Consider the following 25437-nt stretch of genomic DNA (forward strand, 5'->3'; position numbering starts at 1 on the left):
TTAGCGCAGGATGTCGGTGTAGAGCTCGGACGCATCCGGCTCCGGATCGGTCTGGGCGAAATCGGCGGCGTCGGAGATGACCGAGCGCACGTCCTTGTCGATCGCCTTCAGCTCGTCTTCCGTCGCCCACTTCTTGTCCAGAAGCCGCTTCCTGACCTGCTCGATCGGGTCGTGCTCGGCGCGCATCTTCTGGACTTCGTCCTTGGAGCGGTACTTCGCCGGGTCCGACATCGAGTGGCCGCGATAGCGATAGGTCATCATTTCGAGAATGAACGGCCCGTTGCCTTCACGCGCGAACTTTTCCGCCTCTTCGGCAGCCGCCTTGACGGCGCGGACATCCATGCCGTCGACCTGCTTGCCGGGAATGTTGAAAGATGCGCCGCGCTTGGAAAAGTCGGTCTCGGCCGACGAGCGCGTAACCGAGGTGCCCATGGCATAGCGGTTATTTTCGACAACATAGACCACCGGCAGCTTCCACAGCTCGGCCATGTTGAAGCTTTCATAGACCTGGCCCTGATTGGCCGCGCCATCGCCGTAATAGACAACGGCGACATGGTCGTTCTCGCGGTAGCGGTTGGCAAAGGCGAGGCCGGTTCCGAGCGGCACCTGTGCGCCGACGATGCCGTGGCCGCCGTAAAACGCCTTCTCCTTGGAGAACATGTGCATCGAGCCGCCCTTGCCCTTGGAATAACCGGACTGGCGGCCCGTCAGTTCGGCCATCACGCCGCGCGCTTCCATGCCGGTTGCGAGCATATGACCGTGGTCGCGATAGCTGGTGATGATCTGGTCGCCGTCCTTCAGCGCCATCTGCATGCCGACGACGACGGCTTCCTGGCCGATGTAAAGGTGACAGAAACCGCCGATGAAGCCCATGCCGTAAAGCTGGCCGGCCTTTTCCTCGAAGCGGCGGATCATCAGCATTTCGCGGAGCGCATGCATTTCCTGATCGCGATCGAATTCGACGATCCGTTTGTTATCTTCTTTTTTGGGTGATTTCCGTGAAGCGGACGCTTGGGACGCCATCAGGGTCTCCTTCGTTAAGGAAAGACGTGGAATTGGCAGTCACAATAGGCGGTTTTGTGCGGCACGGCAATGCTAGATTTAGCACGCTCTATAACAACTCAAAATATTGAAATTATTTATAAAAGATTGAATTAACTTGATTTCAGTTTATTACAGATGTCGCTCGAAAATCACGATCTCGTCCGGCTTCAGCAGGTTGAGCGCGTAGCGCGCATGCTCGTCAAGCGCATCCTTCATCAGCGAGCCGTCGGAGAGCATCTTGACATGCTTCTCCCTCGCCTCGCGTTCGGCCACGAGCTTCTCCAGCTTGCGCTCGTTGAGCGCCTTGTGGGCCGCAAATCGCTCGCCGGCAATCAGGCCGTAATCGCCATGGATCGAGTGATAGATGAAATAGCTCATGAAGCAGACGGTGATCGCCGGTACGATCAGGCGGCCGTAAAACCGGGATTTATGATGTCGGGTCCACATGAAGCTGTCCGGAAGGCTACGCAATACAATGGAGTCACACTAGCGCGTGAACCTTAACCAAGGCTAAACCGGGTGTCGGGGGATGGGACGAAGTGCGGCTTTTTGCGGCAAACCCGGGCCGGCAATCAGGCCCGGCTGAGGAGTATTCATACCCGCTGGGATTTCAGTTTGCTCGACGTCGGCTCTGCCCAAGGACCTGGCCGCCAACAATCTCCCCCCTTGAGGGGGAGATGTCGCGAAAGCGACAGAGAGGGGTAAAGGGCGTAAGCCCTAAAAGCCTCATACTCCGAATTCGTAGAGGGGGTTCACCCCTCTCTGCCCCTGTCGGGGCATCTCCCCCTCAAGGGGGGAGATTATGGGCTGGGGCTCCGGGCGAGGCCGGAGCTTCCGAAAAATCAACCCTTCAGGATCGACCGGCCGGCGTAGACGGCCTGGCTACCCAGTTCTTCCTCGATGCGGATGAGCTGGTTGTACTTGGCGAGACGATCCGAGCGCGACAGCGAGCCGGTCTTGATCTGACCGCAATTGGTGGCGACCGCGAGATCGGCGATCGTGGCGTCCTCGGTCTCGCCGGAGCGATGCGACATCACGCTGGTGTAGCCGGCCTTGTGCGCGGTCTCGACGGCGTCGAGCGTTTCGGTCAGCGAGCCGATCTGGTTGACCTTGACCAGCAGCGAATTGGCGACGCCCATCTGGATGCCGTCCTTCAGGCGCTTGGTGTTGGTGACGAACAGGTCGTCGCCGACGAGCTGGCACTTGTCGCCAATCAGCGATGTCAGTTCCTTCCAGCCGTCCCAGTCGTCTTCCGCGAGGCCGTCCTCGATCGAGAAGATCGGGTATTTGCCGATCAGGTCGGCGAGGTAAGCGGCCATTTCGCCGGAATCCAGTGTCTTGCCTTCGCCTTCCATCACGTATTTGCCGCCCTTGTAGAATTCGGTCGAGGCGGCGTCCATGGCGAGGTAGACGTCCTCCCCGGGCTTGTAGCCGGCCTTTTCGATCGACTTCATGATGATGTCGAGCGCCGAGGTGGTGCTCGGAAGCGCCGGCGCGAAGCCGCCCTCGTCGCCGATCGCGGTATTGTAGCCGCCGGCCGAAAGTTCCTTCTTCAGCGTGTGGAAGATTTCCGAACCCGTCCGCACCGCGTCGCGCAGCGTGTCCGCGCCGATCGGCATGATCATGAATTCCTGGAAGTCGATCGGGTTGTCGGCATGCTCGCCGCCATTGATGATGTTCATCATCGGAACCGGCAGTTGGTGAGCGAACACGCCGCCGACATAGCGGTAGAGCGGCAGGCCGCATGCGGTGGCGGCGGCCTTGGCGGTGGCGAGCGACACGCCGAGAATGGCGTTGGCGCCGAGGCGGCCCTTGTTGGCGGTGCCGTCAAGCTCGATCATGGCCTGATCGATTTCCATCTGGTTTTCGGCGTCGAGGCCGACAATTGCCTCGAGAATTTCGTTGTTGACGGCGTCGACCGCCTTTTCCACGCCCTTGCCGAGATAGCGCTCGCCGCCATCGCGCAGTTCGACGGCTTCGTGCGCGCCGGTGGAGGCGCCGGAGGGAACGGCGGCGCGGCCGATCGTGCCGTCTTCCAGATACACATCGACCTCGACCGTGGGGTTGCCACGGCTGTCGAGGATTTCACGGGCGAGAATGTCGGTGATTGTCGTCATGATTGTCTACCTGTCGACCTTGCTACAAAAAAATGAAACGATCGCGTCTAAGCGCTGGAGCCTTGCGAGGGCCCACCCCTTCAGCAGGCGGACCGCGTCGTCGGAGTTCTGCTTAATGCAGTTCGTGCACCAGCACTATGACGAATGAATGATTTTGGCGATCAAGCCGCGCATATTTGCGGCACGATCACCCGATTTCGAAAGAACTTACCTTCCCTTGGCAATGGCGTCAAAAGCAAGAAGCTTGTCCAGAAGCCGCGGCATGTCATCGAGCGGCACCATATTCGGGCCGTCGGAGGGCGCATTGTCGGGGTCCTCATGGGTCTCGATGAAAACGCCGGCGACGCCGACGGCGACCGCGGCCCGCGCCAACGTCTCCACGAATTCGCGCTGTCCGCCGGTGGAACCGCCCTGCCCGCCCGGCTGCTGCACCGAATGGGTGGCGTCGAAGATCACCGGCGCGCCGGTCGATGCCATGATCGGCAGCGCCCGCATGTCGGAGACCAGCGTGTTGTATCCGAAGGAAACGCCGCGCTCGCACAGCAGAACATTGTCATTGCCGCTGTCGACGATCTTGGCGAGCACGTTCTTCATGTCCCAGGGCGCCAGGAACTGGCCCTTCTTGACGTTGATCACCCGGCCGGTCTTCGCCGCGGCGACCAGAAGGTCTGTCTGGCGCGACAGGAAGGCCGGGATCTGCAACACGTCGACGACGGTCGCCACCTCGGCGCATTGCTCCTCGGTGTGGATGTCGGTCAGCACCGGAAAGCCGAATTCCTTCTTCAGGTCGGCGAAGACCTCGAGCGACTTGTCGAGACCCATGCCGCGCGTCGCCTTGAGCGAGGTGCGGTTGGCCTTGTCGAAGGAGGATTTGTAGACCAGCGCGATCCCGGCTTTGTCGCAGATTTCGACAAGCTTTCCGGCCATCATGAAGGCGTGATCGCGGCTTTCCATCTGGCAGGGCCCGGCGATCAGCGACAGCATGCCGCTATTGGAAAAGGCGACTGCTTTTTCGCCGGCGCCGGCGGTCACGGTACGGTCGGTCATGCTAGTATTCCCTGAATATGAAGGTCACGCCCTGGCCGGGCGCCGGCGGCACGGCGATGCCGTCGCCGGTCTGCCGTGAGGCGATCTCGTTGGCTTTCAGAATATCGGCGAGGTTTTCCAGGTCGGCCACTTCGAACACAATGGCGGCGGGCTCGATCCCGCGGCCCGCGCCGGAACGGGCGATACCATATTGCCTGTAGAGATGATCAAAGGTGAAGACCGAAAGCTTCGCCGTCAGCGCATCCGTAGTGAAACCGTCGGGATGGATATCGGCCTCGCCGGCGCGGGTGAGCGTCTGCAGCAGCGGCTCGAATTCCATCGGGTAGTCCTCACCGAGCAAGACGCCCGAAATGCCGGTCACGCCGTTCTGATGGCCCATGAGGGTCTCGTCGGGGGCAAGCGCCTGCATGCGTTCGCAGGTGAAGAACAACAGGTCAGGCGCGCGCAGATCGGCGGCGAAGGCGAGCTTGAAACCGGCTGTTGCTTCCGTCCCGTCGGCAAGTTTATAGGGCCGGGAGAAGCTGAACAGATCGCCGACGCCAATGCCGGCTTCGGCGAATGCGACATGGTCGGCCGCCGCATCCTCGCTCTTGAAGACGATCGCGGAGAGGCCATCATCACCGTTACGGAAGCGGTAGGCGCGGTCGCGGCGCACGAATTCGGTTTTCGGGATATTCTGGTCGTAGATCTGCCGGTCGGCGATCGCGAGCGGCTCGAGATAGGTCGAATCGGCGAAATAGACGCAGGCATTCTCCGTGCCGAACGGATGCCGCGCCTCCGGCGCCACAGCGAAGCCGAGCGCGGAAAGCCTGAGCCGCGCGGTCGCGAGATCGACGACCGGCAGAACCAGATGATCGATAGGACGGTGGGAAAGAGACATGGCCCCTCCTTTTCGGCGCTCTTGATGGCACAGAAAAGCCCGCGCCTCAAGAAGAAGCGCGGCGGTCTGCGCCGGCTCCTACCAGACGTAGCGCAGTTTCGCCGAGGCGATCAGCGCCGAATAGCTCTCGCCCCATTCGCCATAGGCGCCAAAGCTGAGATCGGCCTGGCTGGTGAGCTGGATTCTTGCTGCGACATTGGCAGCGACGGCGCTTCCGGTGGGCGCGTTGCTGGAGATCGAGAAGCCGTAGCCCGGCAGCGCAACGAAGCGCGCGCTGGCATCGCCGCCGCCGCCATAGCGATAGAGATAGGAAACGCGGCCGTTGAGCGCGAACCGGCGCGCCACGTCGCCGGCGGCGGTATCGAAGCCGAGCCCGGCCTCGACCGTGCCGCGGAACAGGCCGACATCGGAATAGGCGAGTGCGGCATTGCCATAACCGGCCTCGACCTCTTCCTGATAATCGGGCGCATGGGTATAGACCGCGCTCGCCCCCACGAACGGCATCAGCGCCACGCCGTTCTGGACGATGCGCCCGCCCGCCTCGATCCGCCCGCCGACAGTGGTTGCCGAATAGGAGCCGCGCAACTGGTCGACGGCATTGCCGAAGGCGACCGTGCGCTTTGTATCGATACTGTCGACGCCGCCGCCGAGCGCGGCGGTGGCATAAAACCCTTCCTTGGACTGGGTCACGCCGTTGATGGCGGCGTGGAAGCTCTGCGAATCCGCCTTGCCGTCCTGATCCGTCTGCTTGTAGGTCGAGCTACCGCCGCCGAACACGATACCAATCGCGTTGGCATCATCGAGCCGCGCCAGATAACCGCCCTCGATCATGCTGCTGTCGATATCCGCGCCGGAATTGCCGGCCTGGGCATCGCCGTCCACGCTCGAACTGCCGCCGTTATATTCCAGCCAGCCGGTGTTGACCGGGTTGAGTGCGGCGTAAATCCCCTGGCGCCTCGCCGCAGACCAATCCCAGCGCGGATCGCCGGCAGCGCCCGCATAGCCGTCATAGCCGCCGACCGCCCAGTAGGCGAGACCCGATGTCGCCGCCGGCGCGTTCCGCACCGTATCGTCATCGCTGTCCTTCTCGATCGGCCGCCAGCCGGCGAGCAAGCGGTTGGGATTGGAGGACCGCCGCAGGAAATTGTCCATGCCGAGCGTCGCCGTCATCGTGGCATTGATGCCGAGCTCGCCGCCAAGCGTCGTCATCGCCGCCTCATAGGCCTGGCCCGATTGCAGCATGCCGGCCGCAAGCGTGCCCTGCAGCGGCACGCCGTCATTGAACGCATTGACGAGCGCCGTGTTGACGCCCTGGCCGAGCGCGGAGAAGTTGAAATTGCCGCCGACATAGGCAAGGCCAAGCTTCAGTGCATTGTCCTCGTCGGTTATCGTTCCGCGGAACTGGGAGGGGAGCGAAGCAAGCGACGGATCGTAGGTGCCGGTCAGGTTTCCGGCCTGAAGCAGCGTATACTCCTTCTTCAACACCCCGCCCTGATCGAAATCGAGATCGATGGCGGTATCATCGAAGGCGACGGTGCCGGTGACGATCGCCGGTTCCTGATTGATCGTGATCACCGCGACATAGGTGGCATCGGGATCGAAATCGAGATCGCCGTCGACCGTGATCGACCCCTTGCTGTCGCCGCCGCGGAACGTGCCGCCGGTGCTGACATGGGTGTCACCGATCACGCCGGAACCGCCAAGCGTCGCGCCGCCCGCCACTTCGGCGGTCGCGCCCCGCAGGTCGGCGTCGATGTCGAGCGTGCCGCCCGCCGCCTCGAGCGAACCGGTAAAGTCCGCGCTGTCGGTGGAAAGGTTGAGCTCGCCCGGCCCCCTCTGCACCAGAGCGCCGGAGCCGCTCAGCGCGCCGCGGAACTCGATATCATCGGAGCGGGCAAAGCTTAGCGTACCGCCGGTATCGATCGCGACATCGCCGCCGAGCGTTCCCGTCGTGCCGCCCGCGCCAACCTGGATTTCAGCGCCGGAGCCGATCGTCGTCAGGCCGGTATTGGTATTGTCGGCGGTCAGGATCGTGGTGCCGGACAACGCAGCTATCTGCCCGGTCCCGCTGATGGTCGGCGCGAAGACATAGTCAGACGATGTATGGTTGAAGACGATGAGGCCCGTGCCCTCGCCGAAGGTGATGGTGGGTATCGCAACTTCGCCCGGCGCCACGGCGCTGCCGACACCCGGAATGCCGCCGATGACGAGGCCGCCCTGCGAACCGCTGGCGGCGGCAAGCACCAGGCTGTCGGCCGTCACGACGCCGTTCTCCGCGACGTCGAGGACACCTGTCCCGCCATTGCCGACCACAACGTCGCCATTGACCGTCCAACTGCCGCCATAGACTTCGGCAAGGCCGAACGATCCCGCCGTATCGGCCACAACGCTCGCCGTGCTGGTGACCGTCGCCCCGGTCGTGACCGAGAACAGGCCCGTGCCGCTCGCGCCGACGGTGATGCCGCCGTCGACAACCCAGCTCGATCCAGCTCCGGCGACCAGCACACCGCCGCTCCCGGACGCAGAAGCGCCGAGCACGCTCGTCTTATTGGTCACCTTCGCGCCACTAACGATGCCGAGAAGGCCGGTGCCATCCTGACCGACGGTGAGATTGGAGGTGTTGGTCCAGACACCGCCGGTCGTCAGCGCAACGGCGCCCTCGCTATCGGCATCGCGACCGATGACGCCGCCATTGGAATTCAGCGTCGCGCCATCGAAGATTCCAAGCACGCCAACGCCGTCAGCGGCCACCGTCATTTGGTTGGTCAGCGTCACGCTGCTGCCGGCGCCGGTAATCACGGCACCGCCATAGCCCGTCGCGTTGACGCCCAGCATCGCGTAATCGGCGGTGACCGTCGCACCATCCGATACGGTAAGGCCGCCATCCCCGGAATTGCCGACCTTCAGCGCCGCCGAAAGCTGCAGCTGCGTGCCCGCGCCGTCGATCGTGACCGTGCCTTCGCCGCCGGTGACATAGCCGACCGTCATGTTGCTGGCGGTCATCGTCGCGCCAGCGAGAACGGAGAGTTCGCCTTCTCCGCCAGAGCCGCCGCCAGCCACGTTGCCGCCGATCGCGATATCGTTATAGACGTTCCAGAGCGAACCCGCCCCCGTCACGGTGGCGATGTTGCCTGTTGAGCCGTCGTTCTGGCCGATGCTGAGCGAGCCGCTGATCGCGTGGCCGCCATTGTTCACGGTCACCGAGCCGGTTCCGGACAGCCCGACCGTCAGGTCGCCATAGCCGTTCCATTCCGAATTCGCGCCGGAAACGGTTACCGCGCCGTCCCCGCCGGCGCCCTGTCCGATGATCGTCTGATTCGATTCGAATTTGGCCCCGCCGGTAATGTTGAGCGTGCCCGTGCCCAGATTGCCGATCACCACGCTGTTGGCGCCGGTGCCATAGGTGCGCATCTCCGTTCCCGCGCCGTCGAGCGTGTAGGTTCCCTCACCGCTTGCCGCGTTGCCGATGGTGATCGCGCCGGTCTGCCCCTTGGCGCCGGACTGCATCGTCAGCGTGCCGGTGCCCGCGCCCCCGACCACGATCTGCTTGTCGAACTGGATCGCGCTGCCTGCGCCCTGAACGATGATGGTGCCGTTGCCGCCGGCGGATGCGCCGAGCGTGACCACCTCGCCGCTGACCGTGGCATTCGCCGTTAACCGTCCGGCAGCCGTGTCGCCCACGATGAAGTTGCTGATATATTCCGTTCCACGGTCTGGGGTCAGCACCGGCGCATTGTTCACCGTGTTGATGGTTACGTTGTCACCGGATTTCGGCGGAAGCGGCGGCTGGCTGCCGTCGACGGTCCAGTTCTCGGTCGCGTACCAGTCTGTGGAGGTCGCGCCCGTCCAGTTGAAATCGGCGGCCAGCCCCGGCGCGCTCCAGGCCACCAGAAGTGCCGAGGAACTCAGGAACAACGCTCTGGCAGCGCCCTGCCGAAATTTCAAACCACGCATTATCTACCCCTTGCGACGCGACCCGCTAATCCGGGGAATCGGCCGACTGCCAAAACTGGGGTGATTCTGGTTGCAGGTCCTTAAGAACCTATTGCCATGCGTGCTTTTGCGAACATGCTTAATATTTATGGTTAATGAACGGTTATCATCCCCTGCCCGGCCGGCCATCGCATCTGCGGCTTCAATTCGGTTGCATCTTCGTCTATGAAGCGTCACAAAACCGAAGGACCGGCAAACAGGGACTGCACAAGAATGCTTGAGACACTGCGCAAAGGCGCCCAGACCTGGGTCGCGAAACTCCTCTTGATCCTGCTGATCATCTCCTTCGGCGTATGGGGGGCGTCGAGCGCGTTCCTGTCCGGCAATTCCGATGTGGTGCTGAAGGTCGGTGACAAGACCGTCTCGGCCAATGAATATCGCCTCGCCTATCAGCGCCAGTTGAACAGCCTCAGCAACCAGTTCGGCCGGCGGCTGACCGGCGAGGAAGCCCGCATGATCGGCGTCGACCAGCAGGTCAACGCCCAGCTCGTCGCCGGCGCCGCGCTCGACCAGCTCGCCGACGACATGAATCTCGGCCTCTCAGAAGACCGGCTGGCAGAGATCATCGCCCAGGACCCCGCCTTCCAGAATGCCGATGGCCGTTTCGACCGCCAGCGCTTCAGCGCGCTGTTGCGCAATGTCGGCCTCAACGAGGATGACTATGTCGCCGAACGCTCCAAGGTCGCCGTGCGCTCCCAGGTCGTCGATGGCATCGCCGATGGCTTCGTCCCGCCCAAAGCCCTGGTGGATGCCATCAGCGAATACCGCAACCAGTCCCGCGGCGTCGATTATATCGTGCTGAACAACGCCTTCATCGAGCCGGTGAAATCGCCGGGCGACGAGGTGCTGAAGCCCTGGTTCGAGCAGCGCAAGGCGGCCTACCGCGCGCCGGAATATCGCAAGCTTGCCTATGTGGCGCTGCATCCGTCCGATATCGCCGATCCCGATGCCATCACCGATGCCGCCGTGCGCGAGGATTACGATGCCCGGATTTCGAGCTTCACCAAGCCGGAGGAGCGCCGCATTCAGCAGCTGACCTTCTCCGATCAGGCGGAGGCCGAACAGGCGGCCCAGGCGCTCGCCGATGGCACCAAGACATTCGACCAGCTTATCAGCGAACAGGGCAAGACCACCGGCGACGTGACCCTCGGCATCTTCACCAAGGGCCAGTTTCCGGACGCCTCGATCAACGAGGCGGCCTTCGCCATCGAGAACGAGGGCGGCACCAGCGAAGTCGTCCAGGGCAATTTCGGCCCGGTGATCCTGCGGGTCACCGCGATCTCGCCCGAACAGGTCACGCCGTTCGATCAGGTCAAGGACCGGATCCGTCAGGAACTCGCCGAGCAGCAGGCAACGGACGATATCCTGAATGTCGAAAACCAGTACGAAGACCAGCGCGCCGGCGGCGCCTCGATGGCCGAAGCGGCCCAAAGCCTGGGCCTCGAGCCGGTGACCATCGACGCCATCGACGCCCAGGGCAACGATGAAAGCGGCGCTCCCGTTGCCGATATTCCGCTCGGCACCGAGCTCGTCGCTTCGGCCTTCGACAGCGATATCGGCGTCGAGAACCTGCCGCTCACGCTCAATGACGGCGGCGTTGTCTGGTACGAGGTCGTCGACATCACCCCCTCGCGCGACCGCGAATTTGAAGAGGTTCGCAGCCAGGTGGAGGTCGATTGGGCGGCCGAGCAGCAGCGCGAGGCTCTTGCCGACAAGGCCAGCGAGTTGCAAGCCCGCGTCGAGGGCGGCGAGAGCCTGCAGCAGATTGCCGATGAACTGGCGATCGACGTCAACAGCGTAACCTCCGTCACCCGCACCACGCAAAACGATGATCTCGGCCCGGAAGCCGTCGCCGCCGCCTTCAGCGGTCCGCTCGGCACCGTGGCCACCGCGCCCCGCGACAGCGGCACCGAACAGGTGGTGCTGAAGGTCGTGGCCGTCGTCAACCCGGTCGGCACGCTGGCGGCATCCGGCGACGACCAGGCGGTCAACGCCATCGCATCCTATGCCGGCGACGACATTCTCGACGAAATGATCAACAAGCTGCAGGGCGAATATGGCGTCACGATCAACCAGACGCTCGCCCAGCAGGCGATCAACCTCAGATAAGAAGAGCGAACAATGTCCGAGCTGAAGCCCTTCATCGCGAAAGTCGCAAGCGGCCAGTCGCTTTCCAGTGACGAAGCCCGCCAGGCCTTCGATCTGCTGATGTCGGGCGAGGCCACGCCCTCGCAGATCGGCGGTTTCCTGATGGCGCTGAGGGTCAAGGGCGAGACGGTCGACGAGATCGTCGGCGCGGTCTCGACCATGCGCGCCAAGATGACGCCCGTCAAAGCCCCGGCCGATGCCATCGATATCGTCGGCACCGGCGGCGACGGCGCGGGGACCTACAACATCTCGACGCTGGCGGCGATCATCACCGCAGGCGCCGGCGTCACCGTCGCCAAGCATGGCAACCGCGCGCTCAGTTCCCGCTCAGGCACTGCCGACAGCCTGTCGGAACTCGGCGTCGATCTCGATATCACGCCGGCCCTGATCGAGGCCTGTCTGGAAGAGGCCGGCATAGGCTTCATGTTTGCCCAGAAGCACCACGCCGCCATGCGCCATGTCGGCCCGTCGCGTGTGGAGCTTGGCACCCGCACGATCTTTAACCTGCTCGGTCCGCTTTCCAATCCCGCGGGCGTCAAACGGCAATTGCTCGGCGTGTTTGCCGCCGAATGGGTGCGTCCGCTCGCGGAGGTTCTGCGCGACCACGGGTCAGAGAAAGTCTGGGTCGTCCACGGCCAGGGCCTCGACGAGATCACCACGACCGGCGAAACACTGGTGGCCGAGCTTGCCGATGGCAAGGTCCGCGAATTCACGCTTTCGCCCTCCAATTTCGGCGTTCCACAAGTCGAGCTAAAAGCGCTGCGCGGCGGCGATGGCAAGGTCAATGCGGCGGCGCTGCGCGAGGTGCTCGCCGGCGAAAAGAACGCCTATCGCGATATCGCGCTCTGCAATGCCGCCGCGGCCCTCGTTGTCGCCGGCAAGGCCGATACGATCTCCGACGGCATGGTGATTGCCACGGATGCGCTGGAGAGCGGCAAGGCGGCGCTTGCGCTCGAGCGGCTGGTTGCCGTTTCAAACCGAAAGCCCGAACATGGGATCCGGCCATGACCGATATTCTGAAAAAGATCGAAGCTTACAAGCGCGAGGAAATTGCCGCCGCCAAGAGCACTGTGCCGCTCGATGAGCTGAAGGCGCGGATTCGCGATGTCGATCAACCGCGCGGTTTTGCCGATGCGCTTTTCGCCAGAAAGGCTGCGGGCGATTTCGGTCTGATCGCCGAGATCAAGAAGGCAAGCCCCTCCAAGGGGCTGATCCGCCCGGATTTCGATCCGCCGGCCTTCGCCGCGGCCTATGAGGAAGGCGGGGCGGCCTGCCTTTCGGTGCTGACCGATACGCCGAGCTTCCAGGGCGCGCCGGAATTCCTCGCTGCCGCCAAGGCGGCCTGCGCCCTTCCCGCTCTGCGCAAGGATTTCATGTTCGAGCCCTATCAGGTCTACGAGGCCCGCGCCTGGCAAGCCGATTGCATCCTGATCATCATGGCGAGCCTTTCCGATGACGAGGCCCGGCTCCTGGAGGAGACCGCCTTCGAACTCGGCATGGACGCGCTGATCGAGGTCCATGACGAGGCGGAATGCGAGCGGGCGCTGAAGCTCTCCTCGCCGCTGATCGGCATCAACAACCGCAATCTGCGCACCTTCGAGGTCTCGCTTGAGACCAGCGAAAGGCTCGTTCCGATGATCCCGGAGGACCGGCTGATCGTCGGCGAGAGCGGCATCTTCGTCCATGACGATTGCCTGCGGCTGGCAAAGGTCGGCATTTCCACCTTCCTCGTGGGCGAGAGCCTGATGCGCAAGGACGATATCGCAGCAGCCACCCGTGCGCTGCTGAAGGGCACAGCCGAGGCCGCGCCATGACCGACAAGCCAGCCGGGCTGACCCATATCGGCGAGACCGGCGAGGCCCGCATGGTCGATGTCGGCGCCAAGGCCGAGACCATCCGCTCCGCCACGGCGGAAGGCCATGTCCGGATGAAGCCCGAAACGCTCGCGCTGATCGAAACCGGCAATGCCAAGAAGGGCGACGTGATCGCCACCGCCCGACTGGCAGGGATCATGGGCGCGAAGCAGACGGCGAACCTCATCCCGCTCTGCCATCCGCTGATGCTGACCAAGATCGCCGTCGACATCGAAGCCGACGCAGCACTTCCGGGTCTTCGGGTCGTCGCCACAGCCTCGCTTTCCGGACGGACCGGCGTCGAGATGGAGGCGCTGACCGCCGTGTCGGTCGCCTGTCTCACGATCTACGACATGGCCAAGGCCGCCGACCGCGAAATGGAAATCGGCGCAATACGGCTGGTCGAGAAATCCGGCGGCGCAAGCGGCGATTTCAAGCGTGGAGGCTGAGCCATGGCCGATCCCCTGCTGAGCGTTGAAAGAGCCGGCGAGATCCTGCTGGAGCATGCCGCGCAGGTGAGCGACACGGAAACCGTGGCGCTCGCGGATGCCGATGGGCGCGTGCTTTGCGAGGACGTCGCCTCCCGCATCACCCAGCCGCCCTTCGCGGCCTCCGCCATGGACGGCTATGCGGTGCGCGCGGGCGATATCGGGCCCGAAGGCGCGGAGCTTCAGGTCATCGGCGAGGTCGCCGCCGGCGCGATGCCGGATGCGCTTGTGACCGCCGGAACCGCGATGCGGATTTTCACCGGCGCGCCACTGCCGCAAGGCGCCGACAGCGTGGTGATACAGGAAAATACCGAAAAGCGCGGCGAGGCCGGGGTCTTCTTCAAAACCGCCGCCATCAGGGGCGATAACATCCGGAAGGCGGGACAGGATTTCGCCGCGGGCGATATCCTGCTCCGCCGCGGCCGCGCGCTTGACGCCCGCGCGCTTTCGCTTGCGGCAGCCGGCGGCCACGCTACGCTTCCCGTCTTTCGCCGGCCGCGCGTCGCCGTGCTTGCCACCGGCAATGAGCTGGTGCCGCCCGGCACGCTTCCCGGTCCCGGCCAGATTTCGGCGTCCGGAAGCGTCGCCATTGCAGCACTTGCCCGCGACAACGGCGCGGATGTCATCGATCTCGGCATTGCCGGCGACAGCGAAGCGGCGATACGCGGGGCGGTCGAAAAGGCCGTCGCGGCGAAGGCCGATATCCTGGTGACGATTGGCGGCGCGTCGGTCGGCGATCACGACCTGATCCGCCCCACGCTTGCCGCCATGGGCATGGAACTCGACTTCTGGAAGATCGCGATGCGGCCGGGAAAGCCGTTGATGGTCGGCCGGCTCGGAGATATGCGCGTGCTCGGCCTGCCCGGCAACCCGGTCTCGAGCTTCGTCTGCGCCCTGCTCTTTGCCGAGCCACTCATCCGCCATGTCGGACATTTCCCGCCGCGCAAGCGCGAGGCCACGGCAATCGCCGCATCAACGCTCGCCGACAACGGCCCGCGCCAGCACTATATGCGCGGCCGGTTTGATCGCGAAGGTCGCGTCGAGATGTTCGATCGGCAGGATTCGTCCCTGCAGGCCACCCTTGCCGAAGCGGATTGCCTGATCATCCGCCCGCCCCATGCCAAGGCGGTTGAAGCGGGCGAGACCGTCAGGATCGTGACCCTCGGCTGAGCGATGCGCGGGGAGCGGCCCGACCGGCCGCGCCTCGAAAAAGAGGCAGAGCGGTCACGCCTTCCGAAAAAGCCTAGACCGCTCCAAGTGCCTCAGGCCGAACCCTTTTCCTGGGCCGCGGCCGCGAGCATGAACTCGTTCAGCTTGGCATGAATCGTCTGCTCGTCCATTTCGACGCCGGCGGCATTGAAGTCCGCCATCAGCTTGCCCGTCAGATCGGCGTCGCCGGCCTCGATGAAATGGCTGGCCATCACCTCGCTGATATAGGCCTGGTCGCCTTCACGGTTCAAAAGTCCTGCCGCCCAGTTGGCCAGCATCCGGTTGCGCCGGGCGAGCGTGTTGAAATGCGCATGCTGTTCCGCCGTGTAAGCGGCCTCGTGGGCGCGCCCGCGGTCTGCAAAGATTCGATCTGCCATGTCGACCTCCCTAATAATCTTGTCCTCCTAAGATGGTATGTCTTTGCGCGATTGAGAAGAAAAAAACCGGCATTTGCTTCAAAATTTGCCCGCATGCGACGCTTTGTCGTCAGCAAAAGGTGCAAAACCGCAATTGCCTTGAAAAACACGTGGTTTTGATTGAGAAAGCGGCGCAAACTCGCTATTGCAGCGAAACTGATGATTTCAGCGCGCTTGGCGCGCCAACGTATACGAGACAGAGATGAGTCGTCGCCGCCGGGTTTATGAAGGCAAGGGCAAAGTCCTTTACGAGGGCCCCGAGCCCGGAACCCTGATCCAGTTCTTCAAGGACGACGCCAGCACCGAACCGGGTGCGGGCGCCGACGTGATCGACGGAAAGGGTGTTCTGAACAACCGCATTTCGGAATATGTCTTCGGACATCTGAACGCGATCGGGATTCCCACCCATTTCATCCGCCGCCTCAACATGCGCGAACAGCTCGTGCGCGAAGTCGAGATGATCCCGCTGATCGTCACCGTGCGCAATATCGCGGCAGGCTCGCTGTCGCGCCGTCTCGGCATCGAGGAGGGCGTTCCCCTGCCCCGCTCGATCGTCGAGTTCAGCTTGAATTCCGATGAGCTCGGCAATCCGCTGGTGACCGAGGAACACATCACCGCCTTCGGCTGGGCCTCGCCGCCGGAGCTCGACGACATGATGGCGCTGGCGATCCGGATCAACGACTTCCTGTCCGGCCTGTTTCTCGGCGCCGGCATGCAGCTCGTCGATTTCAAGATCGAATGCGGCCGCCTGTTCGAGGGCGACATGATGCGCATCATCCTGGCCGACGAGATTTCCCCTGATTCCTGTCGCCTGATGGATCTGGCGACCCGCCAGCGTCTCGATTCGCGCGTCGAGGGCGGCGACGGCGTTGCAGTCAGCGCCTATTCCGAGGTCGCCCGCCGGCTCGGCATCATGAATGAGAACGAGCCGACGCGCGCCGCCGGCCCCGTCCTGGTCAAATAGAATTTTCGAACAGAAGCTGAGGTTAAGCCAGTGATCAACGCACGCGTCATCGTCACCTTGAAAAACGGCGTACTCGATCCGCAGGGAAAGGCGATCGAAGGCGCGCTGCATGGCCTCGGCTTTGCGGGCCTTTCCGGCGCGCGCCAGGGCAAGGTCTTCGACCTCGCGCTCGATACCGATGACCGCGCCAAGGCCGAAGCCGATGTCGCCGCGATGTGCGAGAAGCTGCTGGCCAATATGGTGATCGAAAACTACGCCATCGAGCTGAACTGATCGGAGCCGCCATGAAATCCGCTCTTATCCAGCTTCCCGGCCTTAACCGCGACCGCGACATGTTCGCAGCCCTGAGCCAGATTTCCGGCACCGATCCGGTCACCGTCTGGCAGACAGAGACCGAACTGCCGGATGTCGACCTGATCGTGATCCCCGGTGGATTCTCCTACGGCGACTACCTGCGCTGCGGCGCGATCGCCGCCCGCATGCCGGTGATGCGCGCGGTTGCCGAAAAGGCGCGCGCGGGCGTGCGTGTCATCGGCGTCTGCAATGGTTTCCAGATCCTGCTCGAGGCCGGCCTTCTGCCGGGCGCGCTGATGCGCAATGCATCGCTGAAATTCGTGTGCCGCGAGGTCCGCCTGACGGTGGCGAACAACCGCACCGCTTTCACCAGCCTCTACGCCGCCGGCGAAGTGATCCGCTGCCCTGTCGCCCATCATGACGGCAATTACTTCGCCGACGCCGATACGCTTGCGGCTCTCGAAGATCGCGGCCAGGTCGTGTTCCGCTATGCGGAGGGCACCAATCCCAACGGCTCGGTCAACGATATCGCGGGTCTCGTCAACGAAGCCGGCAATGTGCTCGGCATGATGCCGCACCCCGAAAATCTGATCGAGCCGGCCCATGGCGGCACCGACGGCCGTCGCCTTTTCGAGGCGGCGCTGGGACAGATTGAGGTTGCCTGATACGGCGCACGTTTGGCTTGACCTGAGCGTGAGAATGATCAGTATTGGGGAAAAATAAGGCAGCGCACGATTGCTGCTGTATTGATTCGATTAGGTCGGCCCTATGCATCTGAACAGATTTCCGACGTCGGCGGCAGCAATTGCGTTTGCCCTGATCACCGCAACTGCTGCCTCTGGCGCCGATATGGATAGCGTACCCGCCTCTCCTGCGCCCGTTTCCAGCGACGGTATTTTCGATGAAGTCCGCTTCGAAGTGGCAGCCTCGCTCGGCGCCAAGTCGGATTTTGAAAGCGGCGTTTTCCTGATCCCGAGCGTGTTCTTCGATCCGTTGCACAGCGAGGGCCGGGAAGGTTTCGACAAGGTTTTCCATCCCCGCTTCTTCCTCAGCGCCAGCATCTCGACCGATGACGAATCGTCGCAGATCATGGCGGGCGCGAGCTGGAAGTTTCCGCTGCTGGGACCGACCTTCGCGGATATCGGTTTCGGCGGCGCGCTGACCAACGCCGATATTGATGAAGGCGGTCGCGGACCCGGCGTCGGCTCGCACGTCCTGTTTCACGAATATGTCGCTCTCGGCGTCAATCTCGACGAAAACTGGAGCCTGACGGCCACGGTCCGCCATTCCTCCAACGCCGATCTCGCCTCCCCCAACAGCGGCCTGACCTATGGCGGCATCGGGCTTGGCCGCAGTTTCTGAATCTGGTCAAACTGATGAGGGCGTCGGCTTGAGGATCGCAGTGCGCTGCGTTCCGAAAACCCCATCAATCTTCTGCGCCTTTAAATCGCCGGAATATTAACCATATATGGGAACCATACGGACACAGGCCGCGTTTTGTGGTTATACGTTCGAGCATGACCCCCAAAGAAACGCCCCGGCATCCCCCCTGCTCCGGGGCGTTTCGTTTTTCTGCGATCCTCAAGAGACCATGTCGCGCTCGGCGCGATCGAATTCAATGCGCGCATCGCGTATCCCCCTGTGATTGTCCTTCGCCCAGGCGACCAGCAGCGAAAACGGCTCAAGAAATGAACGACCCGTTGCCGTCAGATCATAGACTACCTTGGGCGGCTTGGTCGGGAACACGGTGCGGGTGATGTAGCCGTCCCGGTTCAGGTCCCTCAGCGTCTTGGTCAGCATGCGTTGCGAGATGTCAGGCGTCATGCGTTTCAACTCGGCAAAGCGCATGGGGCCGCTCGAAAGCGCCATGAGCAGCAGCGTGCTCCACTTTCCCGCAACCTGATTGAGCACATCGCGCACCGGACAATTCTCGACCATGTCGTCGGACACGATTTCGGCGAGTTGTGCGCGACTCCATGCGGAAAGATCGTCAGTCATTTCATCTCCTAGGCACAGCGGTGTAACCTGCGAACAAATTAAACCCGTCTTTACATCATCGAAAATCACATTAGATGAGATAGCGGTCTCTTTTTGAGACTAGAGCTCTTTAATAGTTTTAATCTTACAGGAAGACCACTCCATGACCAACCCGACAATTCTCGTGACCGGCGCGTCCGGAAAGCTCGGCCGCGAAACGCTGGACTTTCTTCTGGCCGCCGGCAAGGATCCCGCCCGGATCATCGCCACCACGCGCGACGTTACCAAACTCGCCGGCTATGCCGAAAAAGGCGTCGTCGTGCGGCAAGCCGATTTCAATGCGCCTGAAACGCTTGGCCCGGCATTCGCCGGCGCGGAGCGGGTCGCGATCATCTCCACCGATGCCGTCGCCCCGGGAACCGATCGGGTCGCCCAGCACAGCGCCGCGGTGGACGCCGCCAAGGCAGCCGGTGTCCGCCATATCATCTACACCTCGCTGCCGAACCCCGAAGATTCGCTCATCAGCTTTGCGGGCGATCATCTGGGAAGCGAGAAGTCGGTGAAGGATAGCGGTCTCGGCTACACCATCCTGCGCAATACCTGGTATCAGGAAAACCTGCTGATGAGCCTGCCGCAGGCGCTGGAGCACGGCGTGATCATGTCGGCGGCCGGCAACGGGAAACTCAGCTACGTCGCCCATGATGATTGCGCGCGGGCGCTTGCCGCCGCCCTGCTTTCGCAAACCGACGAGAGCGCGATCTACACGCTTGTCGGCCCCGAGGGCTATTCCATCGATGAGATTGCGGCGTTAGCACGGGAATTCAGCGGCAAGCCGCTCGAGGTGCAGCATGTCGACAGCGACACGCTGCGCAAGACCCTTGAAGGCGTCGGCCTGCCGCCCTTCCTCGTGGACATGCTCGTGAGCACGGACGACAATATCCGCACGGGCCGTTTCGACATCATCAACGATGATTTCGAGCGCCTCACCGGCCGCAAGCCGAAGCCGCTTCGCGCCTTCTTCGAGAACAACCGCGAGGCCCTGTCCGCCTGAAGCTGCGCCGTTTCAGGCCGGTTCGCCACAGGCATGGCGGAAGCGCCTCACGCTCTCCGCCATGCCGTATTCGAGCGCATCGGCGGTAAGGCCATGGCCGATCGAGACCTCCGCCAGATCCGGTATCGCCGCGACAAGCGGCGGAAGGTTGGCGACGGTCAGGTCGTGGCCGGCATTGACGCCGAGACCGCGTTCGCGGGCGCGGCGGGCCGTGTCGCCCAACTGCTTTGCCAGCGCGGCCTCCCTGTCAGGATCATCGAAACACGCGCCATAGGGGCCGGTATAGAGTTCGATCCGGTCCGCGCCGCTCGCGCGCGCGGCCTCAAGCTCGGCGTCGGTTGCGTCGCCGTCAGCGAACATTGAAACCCGGATATTCTTCTTCTTGAGCTTATCGACCGACTTCTTCAGCAGGTCGCGATGCGCGGCGAATTTCCAGCCATGGTCGGAGGTCGCCTGCGCCGGGTCATCCGGCACCAGCGTCACCTGTTCGGGCTCGGTTTCCAGACAGAGCCCGATAAAGAAATCGCTCGGATAGCCTTCGATATTGAACTCCGCCTGCGGAAATTCATCATCGATCAGCGCCCGCAGGACCGGAAGATCGGAAAACCGGATGTGGCGCTGGTCGGGCCTTGGATGCACCGTCAGGCCATGCGCACCCGCTTCAAGGGCGATCCTGCCGAAATGGCGCACATTCGGCCATGGCAGGTCGCGCCGGTTGCGCAACTGGGCAATCGCATTCAGGTTAACGGACAGCTTGGCGACCATGGCTCCCTCCAGATGGACCGCGCCGAAAGGCGTCTCGCCGTGTATGCGCCAAAGCGCGCCTCGCGGCAACAAAAGGTTGCGTCATTACATGACGATGGTCAGTTTTTCGGCCGCCCGCGTGATCGCCGTGTACAGCCAGCGCTCCCGCGTGTCGCGAAACGCCCAGCTTTCGTCAAACAGCACGACATTGTTCCATTGCGAGCCCTGGGCCTTGTGCACCGTGAGCGCATAGCCGTAATCGAAGTCGTCATAGCGCTTCTTGGTCGACCACGGAATCTCGGTTTCACTGTCCTCGAACGCCGCCTTCAGCAGCTTGATACGAGACGCGCCGCGATCGGGGTCGTCCTCCTCCGGGTTCACCAGAAGATTGATGCCGGGCTTCACGGTTTCGCGCGAGGCGGACATCACCTTCCACAGCGAGCCGTTGAACAGGCCCTTGGCCGGATCGTTTCTGAGACAAACCAGCTTATCGCCGGCCTGCGGGTGGATCTGCGAAAAACCCTTCAACTCGCGCAGCCGCTGGTTATAGCGCCGGCGGGTGCGATTGGTGCCGACCAGTACCTGATCGGCCTCCAGCACCAGTTCCTGCGTGACGTCATGCTTGGAGATGACCTGCGCAAGGCCGTAATCGCCATAGCCGATCTCCTTGCCCTCACGCACTTTCATCGCAAGGTCGATGATCGGGTTGTCGCGGGCCTGCCGATGGATTTCGGTCAGCAGGTAATCGGGTTCGTGATTGGTGAAATAGCCCCCACCCGAAACCGGCGGCAACTGGCCGGGATCGCCGAGCACAAGCACCGGCGTGCCGAAGGAAACCAGATCCTGGCCGAGCTTTTCGTCCACCATCGAGCATTCGTCGATGATGATCAGCGCCGCCTTGGCGAGCGGGCTCTGGCGGTTGAGGGTGAACATCGGCGACACCGAGGTCTTGCCGGTCTCCTCGTCCTCGATCATCTCCTCGCCCTTGGGGCGATAGATCAGCGAATGGATGGTGCGGGCATTGGTGGCACCGCGAGAGCGCAGCACCTGCGCGGCCTTGCCGGTGAAGGCGGCAAACAGCACCTCGCCGTCGACATGCTCGGCAAAATAGCGCGCAAGCGTGGTCTTGCCGGTTCCGGCGAAGCCGAAAAGGCGGAACACCGGGGCCCGGCCTTCCTTCAGCCAGCGCGCCACCGCCTGTAGCGCTTCATCCTGTTGCGGTGAGAAATCCATGAGCGTGAATTGGCAGGATTCGCCGTCGCTCGGCAACAAAAAACCGCAAGGTCCGGGAATAAAACCACCCGCCGAGGTGTCTATGGCATGTAACCACCGCAATCTGCGGTTATCACGACACGGAACGACAACCATGATGAAGAAGACACCGATCCTCGCAGCCGTTGCACTTGCGGCCTTTGCAGGAATGGCCCATGCCGGCACCACCACCTTCCAGGCCATCAACACGCCGGACGGCCCGGTTCTCGCCGGACAGAACGGCCAGACGCTCTACACCTATGACAAGGACGCAAGGCACCAATCCGTTTGCTACGGTAGCTGCGCCCGGGAATGGCCTCCATATCTCGCCAACCCATCCGCGCAACCCTTCGCACATTACAGCTTTGTGATGCGCAAGGATGGCCAGAGACAGTGGGCATTGAATGGCGAACCCCTCTACTTCCGCTCGGCGGACAAGAAATCCGGCGACATCACCGGCCAGAACGCCGATCACGGCAACTGGCAGGTGGCGCGACCGGCATGATCGCGCCGGAACGGCGCAGCGTCGCTCTGAGGCTGCGCCGCCACGCATCGCATTCGAGACTGAGATGCTCGAGCAATTGCCGAAGCTCCGCCGCATGGCCGGCGCTTTGGCCGGATCGACCGCCGACGGCGACGATCTTTTGCAGAACACGCTCACGGTCGCCTTCGAGCGCCGCGACCAGTGGCGGGGCGAAAATCTCGGCGGCTGGCTCTACGCGATCATGCGCCACATCGACGCCAATCGCCGCCGCCATGACCGCGTGTTGCCGATGATGGTTCTGGACGAGGATTGCGGCCTTGCCGACAATTCGACGGAAGCCATCGAGATAGACCGGCTCGGCGTCGAGGCCGCGCTCGACGCGCTTGAGCCCGACTTCCGCGCCGTCGCGATCCTCAGGGATATCGAGGGTTATGGCTATGAGGAGATCGCGGAAAGGCTCGCCATTCCCCTCGGCACGGTGATGTCGCGCCTGTCGCGGGCGCGCCGGCGGCTGGCCGCAGCGCTATCAGGAGAGCATCGGCCAGAGACTTGCGACCAGCAGGATCGCCATCGCGATGTTGAACCATCGAAGCCTGTTGCCGACAGACAGCCAGTCGCGCAGCCCAGCACCGAAACCGCCCCAGATCGAAAGGCTCGGCACCGACACCACGCCGAACATGCCTGACACCAGCGCGACCGAAAACGCATAGCGGTCCGGATAGGTATAAACCGATATCGCCGTCAGCGACATGATCCAGGCCTTCGGGTTGACCCATTGAAAGGCGGCGGCCTGAAGGAAGGTCAACGGCCGGCCGGAGACCGTCCGGCCCGAATCCATCTGCCTTGTATTGGCGATCTTCCAGGCGATCCAGACAAGATACGCGCCTCCGGCGATCTTGGCGACGATCAGCAGTTTGGGAAAGGCGGCGACGACCGCGCCGAGCCCCGCGCCGATCGCGGCCATCAGCACCATGAAGCCGATCACGACTCCGGCCATATGGGGGATCGTGCGGTAAAAGCCGAAATTCACCGTCGACGCAAACACCATGAAATTGTTCGGTCCCGGCGTGAACGAGGCCGCGACCGCGAAACCGAACAGGGCCAGCAATGTTTCATGGTTCATGTCGCCCGTTTCCCGAACTGATTTTGCCGCCAGCAAAGCCTCTGCCGCTGATGTTCGCCGTAAAGGGAAACGCCATCGGCAGAAATTCGTCTTCTACCTTCCATAGCAGTCCGGGAGCAAGCTTTTCCGAAATCCCCGGCCCCATAGCCCAAGCCTCCTCGGACGAGAATCCCGCCTTCCAAGCAAAACAACCAGAGCGATCGCAAACGGAGGATGAGCGAAAAATGGCGCTCTCAACGCCATCCCGAGAGAACGGCAGAACAGACCTTCCGCCCAATATGTCACGGTAAAAGCGGGCCCGCGCTTCGATTGAAGGCGGGCCCGCTCAAAGATCAGGTATCGGCGGCGGAGGCTGCCTTGCCGGACTTGCCCTTGGGGCCGTCCGACTTCAGCTCGCTGGGCTTGATCGGCGTTGCCTCGGGGATCGCCTCCAGCGTCAGTTCCGGCTTGCCATCCTTTTCGGCCACGCCGACGCGGACAACGCCGCCCTTCTTGAGCTTGCCGAACAGGATCTCGTTGGCGAGCGGCTTCTTGATGTACTCCTGGATGACCCGCGACAACGGCCGCGCTCCCATCTTCTCGTCGTAGCCGCGTTCGGCGAGCCATTCGACGGCCTTGTCCTCTAGTTCGAAGGTGACATTGCGTTCCGAAAGCTGGCTTTCGAGCTGCATGACGAACTTCTGGACGACCTGGTGGATGACCTCGGTCGGCAGCGGCGCGAACTGGATGATCGCGTCGAGACGGTTGCGGAACTCCGGCGTGAAGATGCGGTTGAGCGCTTCCTCGTCCTCGCCGGTCCGCCGCGAAGACCCGAAGCCGATCGCCGACTTCGACATTTCGGCAGCGCCCGCATTGGTCGTCATGATCAGGATGACGTTGCGGAAGTCGATCTTCTTGCCGTTGTGGTCGGTCAGCGAGCCGTGGTCCATCACCTGCAACAGAATGTTGTAGATGTCCGGATGCGCCTTCTCGATCTCGTCAAGCAGCACGACGCAATGCGGATGCTGATCGACGCCGTCGGTCAGGAGACCGCCCTGGTCGAAGCCGACATAGCCGGGAGGCGCACCGAGCAGACGCGAGACCGTGTGCCGCTCCATGTATTCCGACATGTCGAAGCGCAAAAGCTCGACGCCGAGCGAGGAGGCAAGTTGCTTCGACACCTCGGTCTTGCCGACGCCCGTAGGGCCGGAGAAGATGTAGGAGCCGATCGGCTTGTTGGGCTCGCGCAGGCCCGCCCGGGCGAGCTTGATCGAGGTCGCCAGCGCATCGATCGCCTTGTCCTGGCCGTAGACCACCGAGCGAAGTTCTTGCTCCAGATTGGCGAGCACCTGCTCGTCGTCCTTGGAAACGGTCTTTGGCGGGATCCGCGCCATTGTCGCGATCGTCGCCTCGATCTCCCTTTCGGTGATCATCTTGCGACGGCGCGATACCGGCACCAGCATCTGCGCCGCGCCGCTCTCATCGATCACGTCGATGGCCTTGTCAGGCAGCTTGCGATCGGTGATGTAGCGCGCGGACAGTTCCACCGCCGCCTTGATGGCGTCGTTGGTGTAACGCAGGTTGTGATATTCCTCGAAATAGGGCTTCAGGCCCTTCATGATCGCGATGGCATCGTCCACGGAGGGCTCGTTGACATCGATCTTCTGGAACCGGCGCACCAGCGCCCGGTCCTTTTCGAAGAACTGGCGGTATTCCTTGTAGGTGGTCGAACCGATGCAGCGGATCGCACCCGAGGAGAGCGCCGGCTTCAATAGGTTCGAGGCGTCCATCGCGCCGCCAGACGTGGCGCCTGCGCCGATCACGGTATGGATCTCGTCGATGAAGAGCACCGCGCCCTCATATTCCTCGAGTTCCTTGACGACCTGCTTCAGCCGCTCCTCGAAGTCGCCACGATAGCGCGTGCCGGCCAGCAGCGTGCCCATGTCGAGCGAGAAGATCGTGGCGTCGATGAGCGCTTCCGGCACCTTGCCTTCAACGATCCGCTTGGCGAGGCCCTCGGCGATCGCCGTCTTGCCGACGCCGGGATCGCCAACATAGAGCGGGTTGTTCTTGGACCGGCGGCACAGCACCTGGATGGTGCGGTTGACCTCGGCATCGCGACCGATCAGCGGGTCGATCTTGCCGCTCATCGCCTTTTCATTGAGGTTGACGCAATAGGCCTTCAGCGCATCCGGCTGCTTGCGAGCGCTGTCCTCGCTCTCGCGCTGGCCGCTGGCATCGCTTTCCTCTGGCTCGTTGACGCCACGCGGCGTACGGGTCTCGGAGGAGCCGGGACGCTTGCCGATGCCATGGGAAATGTAGTTCACGGCGTCATAGCGCGTCATCTCCTGCTGCTGCAGGAAATAGGCGGCATG

23 protein-coding genes and 1 pseudogene are annotated in these 25437 nt (G+C 62.9%); 12 read left to right on the forward strand and 12 right to left on the reverse strand.

Translation table 11 applies throughout. The features are described from left to right. From pdhA to B4E36_RS09590, 6 genes are all read right to left on the reverse strand, one after another. Positions 1–1023 (reverse strand): pyruvate dehydrogenase (acetyl-transferring) E1 component subunit alpha, encoded by a 1023-nt coding sequence (gene pdhA, locus B4E36_RS09565; RefSeq protein WP_292056644.1) that lies wholly within the window; start codon positions 1021–1023, stop codon positions 1–3. Positions 1024–1173: 150 nt separating this feature from the next. After that, a complete protein-coding gene (locus B4E36_RS09570; protein WP_292056643.1) occupies positions 1174–1491 on the reverse strand; it encodes an FtsB family cell division protein in 318 nt (105 codons plus the stop codon). A gap of 395 nt (positions 1492–1886) precedes the next feature. Beyond that, positions 1887–3161 carry a phosphopyruvate hydratase gene (eno, locus tag B4E36_RS09575; protein WP_292056642.1) on the reverse strand — a complete coding sequence of 425 codons (1275 nt, stop codon included), beginning with the start codon at positions 3159–3161 and terminating at the stop codon, positions 1887–1889. 207 nt (positions 3162–3368) lie between these two features. After that, complete coding sequence (gene kdsA / locus B4E36_RS09580; RefSeq protein ID WP_292056640.1) at positions 3369–4208, reverse strand: 3-deoxy-8-phosphooctulonate synthase; 840 nt, start codon at positions 4206–4208, stop codon at positions 3369–3371. 1 nt (position 4209) lies between these two features. Continuing rightward, complete coding sequence (locus B4E36_RS09585; protein WP_345900283.1) at positions 4210–5088, reverse strand: VOC family protein; 879 nt, start codon at positions 5086–5088, stop codon at positions 4210–4212. 78 nt (positions 5089–5166) lie between these two features. Then, on the reverse strand, positions 5167–9042 hold the full coding sequence (locus B4E36_RS09590; protein ID WP_345900284.1) for an autotransporter domain-containing protein: 3876 nt from the start codon (positions 9040–9042) through the stop codon (positions 5167–5169). 252 nt (positions 9043–9294) lie between these two features. Here B4E36_RS09590 and B4E36_RS09595 point away from each other — a divergent pair, with 252 nt between their 5' ends. The 5 genes from B4E36_RS09595 to glp are packed head-to-tail and all read left to right on the forward strand — an operon-like array spanning position 9295 to position 14740. Continuing rightward, positions 9295–11190: a SurA N-terminal domain-containing protein gene (locus B4E36_RS09595; RefSeq protein WP_345900285.1), complete on the forward strand. Its 1896-nt coding sequence runs from the start codon at positions 9295–9297 to the stop codon at positions 11188–11190. A gap of 12 nt (positions 11191–11202) precedes the next feature. Further along, positions 11203–12237 (forward strand): anthranilate phosphoribosyltransferase, encoded by a 1035-nt coding sequence (trpD, locus tag B4E36_RS09600; protein WP_292056632.1) that lies wholly within the window; start codon positions 11203–11205, stop codon positions 12235–12237. Further along, a complete protein-coding gene (trpC, locus tag B4E36_RS09605) occupies positions 12234–13043 on the forward strand; it encodes an indole-3-glycerol phosphate synthase TrpC (RefSeq protein ID WP_292056630.1) in 810 nt (269 codons plus the stop codon). The genes trpD and trpC overlap by 4 nt, the downstream gene beginning before the upstream one ends. After that, complete coding sequence (gene moaC / locus B4E36_RS09610) at positions 13040–13531, forward strand: cyclic pyranopterin monophosphate synthase MoaC (protein ID WP_345900286.1); 492 nt, start codon at positions 13040–13042, stop codon at positions 13529–13531. Before trpC ends, moaC begins: the two co-directional genes overlap by 4 nt. A 3-nt stretch (positions 13532–13534) precedes the next feature. Next, the gene (glp, locus tag B4E36_RS09615) at positions 13535–14740 is read left to right on the forward strand and encodes a gephyrin-like molybdotransferase Glp (RefSeq protein WP_292056626.1); all 1206 of its coding nucleotides are present in this window, start codon (positions 13535–13537) and stop codon (positions 14738–14740) included. Between the two features lie 92 nt (positions 14741–14832). Here glp and B4E36_RS09620 read toward each other — a convergent pair whose 3' ends face one another. Further along, positions 14833–15156 (reverse strand): DUF1476 domain-containing protein, encoded by a 324-nt coding sequence (locus B4E36_RS09620; protein ID WP_292056624.1) that lies wholly within the window; start codon positions 15154–15156, stop codon positions 14833–14835. 241 nt (positions 15157–15397) lie between these two features. Here B4E36_RS09620 and B4E36_RS09625 point away from each other — a divergent pair, with 241 nt between their 5' ends. The 4 genes from B4E36_RS09625 (at position 15398) to B4E36_RS09640 (ending at position 17815) form a co-directional block, all read left to right on the forward strand. Further along, positions 15398–16159: a phosphoribosylaminoimidazolesuccinocarboxamide synthase gene (locus tag B4E36_RS09625; RefSeq protein WP_018063060.1), complete on the forward strand. Its 762-nt coding sequence runs from the start codon at positions 15398–15400 to the stop codon at positions 16157–16159. Positions 16160–16189: 30 nt separating this feature from the next. Further along, positions 16190–16432: a phosphoribosylformylglycinamidine synthase subunit PurS gene (gene purS / locus B4E36_RS09630; RefSeq protein ID WP_292056621.1), complete on the forward strand. Its 243-nt coding sequence runs from the start codon at positions 16190–16192 to the stop codon at positions 16430–16432. 11 nt (positions 16433–16443) lie between these two features. Next, positions 16444–17118 (forward strand): phosphoribosylformylglycinamidine synthase subunit PurQ, encoded by a 675-nt coding sequence (gene purQ / locus B4E36_RS09635; protein ID WP_292056619.1) that lies wholly within the window; start codon positions 16444–16446, stop codon positions 17116–17118. Between the two features lie 184 nt (positions 17119–17302). Then, positions 17303–17815: an acyloxyacyl hydrolase gene (locus tag B4E36_RS09640; RefSeq protein ID WP_292056616.1), complete on the forward strand. Its 513-nt coding sequence runs from the start codon at positions 17303–17305 to the stop codon at positions 17813–17815. Between the two features lie 219 nt (positions 17816–18034). On the opposite strand, the gene B4E36_RS09645 is transcribed toward B4E36_RS09640, so the two are convergent. Next, complete coding sequence (locus tag B4E36_RS09645) at positions 18035–18451, reverse strand: winged helix-turn-helix transcriptional regulator (protein WP_292056615.1); 417 nt, start codon at positions 18449–18451, stop codon at positions 18035–18037. A 142-nt stretch (positions 18452–18593) separates the two neighbouring features. Here B4E36_RS09645 and B4E36_RS09650 point away from each other — a divergent pair, with 142 nt between their 5' ends. After that, positions 18594–19481: an SDR family oxidoreductase gene (locus tag B4E36_RS09650; protein WP_292056613.1), complete on the forward strand. Its 888-nt coding sequence runs from the start codon at positions 18594–18596 to the stop codon at positions 19479–19481. Positions 19482–19493: 12 nt separating this feature from the next. Here the strand turns inward: B4E36_RS09650 and B4E36_RS09655 are convergent, their stop codons facing one another. Both B4E36_RS09655 and B4E36_RS09660 read right to left on the reverse strand, forming a co-directional pair. Continuing rightward, a complete protein-coding gene (locus B4E36_RS09655; RefSeq protein ID WP_292056612.1) occupies positions 19494–20246 on the reverse strand; it encodes a pyridoxine 5'-phosphate synthase in 753 nt (250 codons plus the stop codon). Positions 20247–20330: 84 nt separating this feature from the next. Beyond that, positions 20331–21458, reverse strand: a complete 1128-nt coding sequence (locus B4E36_RS09660) for an ATP-dependent DNA helicase (protein WP_292056609.1) — start codon at positions 21456–21458, stop codon at positions 20331–20333. Between B4E36_RS09660 and B4E36_RS09665 the strand changes: the two genes are divergently transcribed. Together B4E36_RS09665 and B4E36_RS09670 are read left to right on the forward strand one after the other, a co-directional pair. Next, positions 21457–21981 (forward strand): hypothetical protein, encoded by a 525-nt coding sequence (locus B4E36_RS09665; RefSeq protein WP_345900287.1) that lies wholly within the window; start codon positions 21457–21459, stop codon positions 21979–21981. The two genes, B4E36_RS09660 and B4E36_RS09665, sit on opposite strands and share 2 nt — an antisense overlap. A gap of 64 nt (positions 21982–22045) precedes the next feature. After that, positions 22046–22474: pseudogene (locus B4E36_RS09670) on the forward strand (RNA polymerase sigma factor); the annotation flags it as partial. A 12-nt stretch (positions 22475–22486) separates the two neighbouring features. Here B4E36_RS09670 and B4E36_RS09675 read toward each other — a convergent pair. Together B4E36_RS09675 and clpA are read right to left on the reverse strand one after the other, a co-directional pair. Further along, a complete protein-coding gene (locus B4E36_RS09675) occupies positions 22487–23083 on the reverse strand; it encodes a LysE family translocator (protein ID WP_292056604.1) in 597 nt (198 codons plus the stop codon). Between the two features lie 332 nt (positions 23084–23415). Further along, on the reverse strand, positions 23416–25437 hold a 2022-nt coding region (gene clpA / locus B4E36_RS09680; protein ID WP_345900288.1), incomplete at its 5' end, for an ATP-dependent Clp protease ATP-binding subunit ClpA.

This window comes from Martelella sp. UBA3392 (genome assembly GCF_002358775.1).
GTDB classification, from domain to species: Bacteria; Pseudomonadota; Alphaproteobacteria; order Rhizobiales; family Rhizobiaceae; genus Martelella; species Martelella mediterranea.